Raw genomic sequence first — 4,312 nt, 5'->3', positions numbered from 1 at the left:
GGGCTGGACAGGCCCGCCGTAACAGCGGCTTCCTTGATCTCGAGCAGCGCCGCCTGTCGCGTCAGGGCTTTGGATCCGTTGCGCACCGAGTGGAACAGCCAAGGGGAGGGGGCTCCACTGGAGTGGGTGCGGGCCAGCGTCTGCCAGAGGGCAATGGCTGCAATGGCTCGCTCATGTAATACCCATCCATAGAAGTTCTGATCCGTAGGATCGGCGGCGTACCTTGGAACCAGCCCGCTTCTGAAGTCAGAACTTCCGTGGTTGGGTATAATACCCGTTCAGGGAACCGGCTCCTCGACGAGACAGGCCGTCTCACAACATTGACGGCCTACCCATATCTCACCGCGTCACCAATTCCCTGAACGGGTATGAGGCTATCAGCCAACCGGACTGGCACACGCGAACGAGCATCGGCTCAGCCTCTAGCAGTCGGGGCAGCCTACCGGTCTCAGCTCACCTCCACACCGGGGCCCCTGGGAGCATCCGTTGCTTCCGGGGGCTTCTTCTCGGCATTACAGTCCCAGCTGACACCGCACCGGGTGCAGGTTGGGCGCAGACTGCTCGTCGGCTCAGTCCCGGCCCACCTGCACGAGCATTTTGCCGAAGTTTCGCCCTTTCAGCATGCCAATGAATGCCTCAGGGGCGTTCTCCAGTCCCTCGACCGCATCCTCGCGATACTTGATCTGTCCTGCCCGGAGCCAGGTGCCGACCTCGCGCCGAAACTCATCGGCCTGGGATGCGAAATCCCGCACGATGAAACCGCGTAATGTCAGGCGTTTGCTCAGGATCGTACGCATCAGCAGCGGCGTCCGATCAGGACTAGGGGGAAGGGTGGTGTCGTTGTAGTGGGCAACAAGCCCACACACCGGAATGCGTGCGAAGTCGTTGAGAAGCGGGAACACGGCATTCCAGACCTCACCGCCCACATTCTCAAAATAGACATCGATCCCCTTGGAGCAGGCTTCAGCAAGCCTCTCGGGCATATCAGGTGCGCGATGATCAATGGCGGCATCGAAACCGAGCTCGTTCAGAAGGTAGGCGCACTTCTCCGCACCCCCGGCGATGCCAACCACGTGGCAGCCCTTGATCTTGGCGATTTGGCCAACAGCCGAACCGACCGGGCCGGCGGCAGCCGCAACCACGACGGTTTCGCCCGGCTTGGGCTGCCCGATGTTCAGCAGCCCCGTGTAGGCTGTCATGCCCGGCATGCCGAGCACGCCAAGAGCCGTCGACAGAGGCGCCAGGTTAGGATCAAGTTTGCGAACGCTGGCGCCATCTGCGATGGCGTACTCCTGCCACCCCGAATGGCTCAGCACGAAGTCCCCAGGTGCATAGTCAGGATGGTTCGAGGCCACAACTTCCCCGACGGTGCCGCCCTCCATCACTTCGCCGATCTCGACCGGTTTGGCGTAAGACTTGGCGGTGCTCATCCGGCCACGCATGTAGGGGTCCAGCGAGAGCCAGAGGATCCGGATCAGGACCTGACCAGGGCCGGGCTCCGGAACGGGTGCGGTTTCGAGGCGAAAATGGTCGTTCGTCGGCTCGCCTTCCGGGCGAGCGGCGAGAACGATCCGACGATACGTGGGCTGTGCCATGGAAACCTCCGAACAGCCAGCCCACGGACACTCTTGCCGTGCTAGGCTCAGGCGCTGAACTCAGCCTGGGACGATATCATGGCAGCTCGGACCAATGAACCGCCACCTCCCCTGGTCGCAATCGCCTGCCAAGGCGGTGGCAGTCATGCCGCGTTCGGAGCAGGGGTCATTCACCGGCTGCTGGAGGATGATGGCCAGCGGTTTCGTCTTCAGGCTCTCAGCGGCACCTCCGGCGGTGCTGTGAATGCGGTTCTGGCTTGGTCCGGCCTGATTCACGGCGGCACACGCAAGGGAGTAGCGGAGGCCCAACGGCGCCTGCAGGGCCTGTGGGTGGATCTCGGGGCTGCGTCGATCCCCGATATGATCAGGAACTGGTGGGGGCAATTTGTTCTGGACCTGCCCTTCACCTGGGAGGTCAGCCCCTATGTCTGGGATCTTGGCGCCCGGGACGAGATGATCTCGCTCCTCAGAAAATGGATCAATCTCGAACAGTTGCCGCAGGATCCGGAGCGGCTGAACCAGCCATTCCTGTTTACTGGGGCAACCGACATCCTCAACGGCGTCTCAGTCGCCATCCGTGGCGATGGGACCGTAATCACCCGCACGAAGCAGAAGATCCCGGCTGAGCCGGAGCCGTTCGGCTATGACGACGTAATTGCCTCACTGGCTATCCCACCGCTCTACAAGGACGTGCGACGCCGCGGGACCGCGTACTGGGACGGCTTGTTCAGCATCAACCCTCCCATCTATGCCCTGACGCAGATCCGCCGATGTCCACCGCCAACCTGATGGATGGCCTGGTCGCGCTCAAGGACGGCCGGATGATCTCGTTGCGGGTGCCATACCCGCTCGGCTTCTATGCCAAGGGTTTTGACGGGCGCATCGATGAACCGCAGGCCGGCTGGAAGGGCCGGGGGCTGTGGACCGCCAGCGGTGACCGGACGCCGTGGCTGCGGGAAGGCCGCAAGGGCAGTAAGCCGATTGCAGTGCACTTCCAGCTCCGTCCCGATCCCCTGGCCAAGTAAGGGTCGTACGCCGCCTCACTGAGGGACTGCGAGGACGGGGCTGAAGAGTATGTTGGCAATGGGCTCGGCTCCAGCTGACCTGTGGGAGCGTGTCATGGACCGACGCAGCTTTCTGGCATTGGCTTTTCTGATCGCCATTCCTGAAGCAGTGAGGGCACAGGATCGCATTGTACAAACCCCCTCAGGCCAGGTCAGGGTTGAGACACTCGCGCGGGGCCTCGTTCACCCGTGGGGTCTCGCCTTTCTGCCCGACGGGCGGATGCTGGTCACCGAGCGGCCCGGACGGTTGCGGCTGGTGTCCCAGAATGGGGGTGCCTCCGCACCGCTGGCTGGGGTCCCCCACGTGTTCGCGCGTGGGCAGGGTGGGCTGCTCGATGTGGCACTCGCCCCAGACTTCATCTCGAGCCGCTGGGTCTATCTTTCCTATGCGGAGCCCGGCCCCGGCGGCGCCGGAACCGCCGTAGCGCGGGGACGTCTGGGGCCAGCTGGCCTGCAGGATGTCCAGGTGATCTTCCGGCAAGTGCCGAAGGTGGACGGCGCCAACCATTTCGGCTCGCGGCTGGTGTTTTCCCGCGACGGCCGGCTCTTCGTGACGCTGGGTGACCGCTTCAAGTTCAATCCGGCGCAGGATCTCGCGTCTCATCTTGGCAAGATCGTGCGCATCAATCCGGACGGGACGGCTCCGGTCGACAACCCCTTTGCCCGGGGGCAGGCAGCCCGGCCGGAGATCTGGTCCCATGGCCACCGCAATGTGCAGGGCGCGGCGCTGCATCCCGCCACCGGCGTGCTGTGGGTGCACGAGATGGGCCCGCGCGGCGGGGATGAACTCACCAYCCCGCAGGCCGGGCGCAATTACGGCTGGCCTCTCGTGAGCTGGGGCCGACACTACGACGGGCGGGCGATCCCGAGCCCGTCCAGCCGGCCGGATCTGGCCGGATCATTGCGGCAGTGGACCCCGGTGATCGCCCCCTCCGGCATGACGTTCTACACGGGGAACTTGTTTCCGACCTGGCGCGGTAGCTTGCTCATCGGCGGGCTTGTGGCCCGTGGTGTGGTTCGAGTAACGCTGCAGGGACAGCAGGTCACCGGCGAGGAGCGAATATCCCTGGGGCAGCGGATCCGTGATGTACGGCAAGGTCCGGACGGAGCGGTGTATGTGCTCACGGACGAGGCGAGTGGCGAGATCCTGCGGCTGACACCAGCTGGTGGAATGGAATAGTAAAGCGGCAGTCCGATCTGACGGAGCCTGCCTGCGTTGGAACGCACGGCATGTTCTTCGGCGAGCGCCTGAGCTGCAACAAAAAGCCCCGGCCTGGAGGCCGGGGCTTTGGTGAGCATTCGTTCCGCTGTCCGTTACTCGTTGCGGTTGCCGAGCAGCGCAAGCAGGAACTGGAACATGTTGATGAAGTCCAGATACAGCGTCAGCGCGCCCATGACCGACACCTTGGCGGCGGCCTCGGAGTCGAAGTTGCCGTACAGGTACATCTCCTTCAGCTTCTGCGTATCGTAGGCGGTGAGGCCTGCGAAGATCAGAACGCCGATCACGGAGATGCCGAACTGCAGCATGCTCGATGCAACGAAGATGTTGACGATCGAGGCGATGATCAGTCCGAACAGGCCCATGATCAGGAACGAGCCCATGCCCGACAGGCTGCGGCGGGTGGTGTAGCCCCACAGCGACAGCGCACCGAA

5 protein-coding genes are annotated in these 4,312 nt (G+C 63.7%); 3 read left to right on the top strand and 2 right to left on the bottom strand.

Annotated features, from left to right (window positions below):
* Positions 1–569: 569 nt before the first annotated feature.
* On the bottom strand, positions 570–1,595 hold the full coding sequence (locus ACXJKO_RS30060) for an NADP-dependent oxidoreductase (protein WP_457094685.1): 1,026 nt from the start codon (positions 1,593–1,595) through the stop codon (positions 570–572).
* 78 nt (positions 1,596–1,673) lie between these two features.
* Between ACXJKO_RS30060 and ACXJKO_RS30055 the strand changes: the two genes are divergently transcribed.
* The 3 genes from ACXJKO_RS30055 (at position 1,674) to ACXJKO_RS30045 (ending at position 3,839) form a co-directional block, all read left to right on the top strand.
* Positions 1,674–2,384 (top strand): patatin-like phospholipase family protein, encoded by a 711-nt coding sequence (locus ACXJKO_RS30055; protein WP_457094684.1) that lies wholly within the window; start codon positions 1,674–1,676, stop codon positions 2,382–2,384.
* A complete protein-coding gene (locus ACXJKO_RS30050; protein WP_457094683.1) occupies positions 2,366–2,620 on the top strand; it encodes a hypothetical protein in 255 nt (84 codons plus the stop codon). Before ACXJKO_RS30055 ends, ACXJKO_RS30050 begins: the two co-directional genes overlap by 19 nt.
* A 94-nt stretch (positions 2,621–2,714) precedes the next feature.
* Positions 2,715–3,839, top strand: a complete 1,125-nt coding sequence (locus ACXJKO_RS30045) for a PQQ-dependent sugar dehydrogenase (RefSeq protein WP_457094682.1) — start codon at positions 2,715–2,717, stop codon at positions 3,837–3,839.
* A 134-nt stretch (positions 3,840–3,973) separates the two neighbouring features.
* On the opposite strand, the gene ACXJKO_RS30040 is transcribed toward ACXJKO_RS30045, so the two are convergent.
* The coding region (locus tag ACXJKO_RS30040) for a Bax inhibitor-1/YccA family protein (RefSeq protein WP_457094681.1) at positions 3,974–4,312 on the bottom strand (339 nt) is incomplete at its 5' end.

The organism is Microvirga sp. P5_D2 (genome assembly GCF_054049475.1).
The sequence above is the reverse complement of the archived record's forward strand: the minus strand, read 5'-3'. Positions and strand labels throughout refer to the sequence as shown.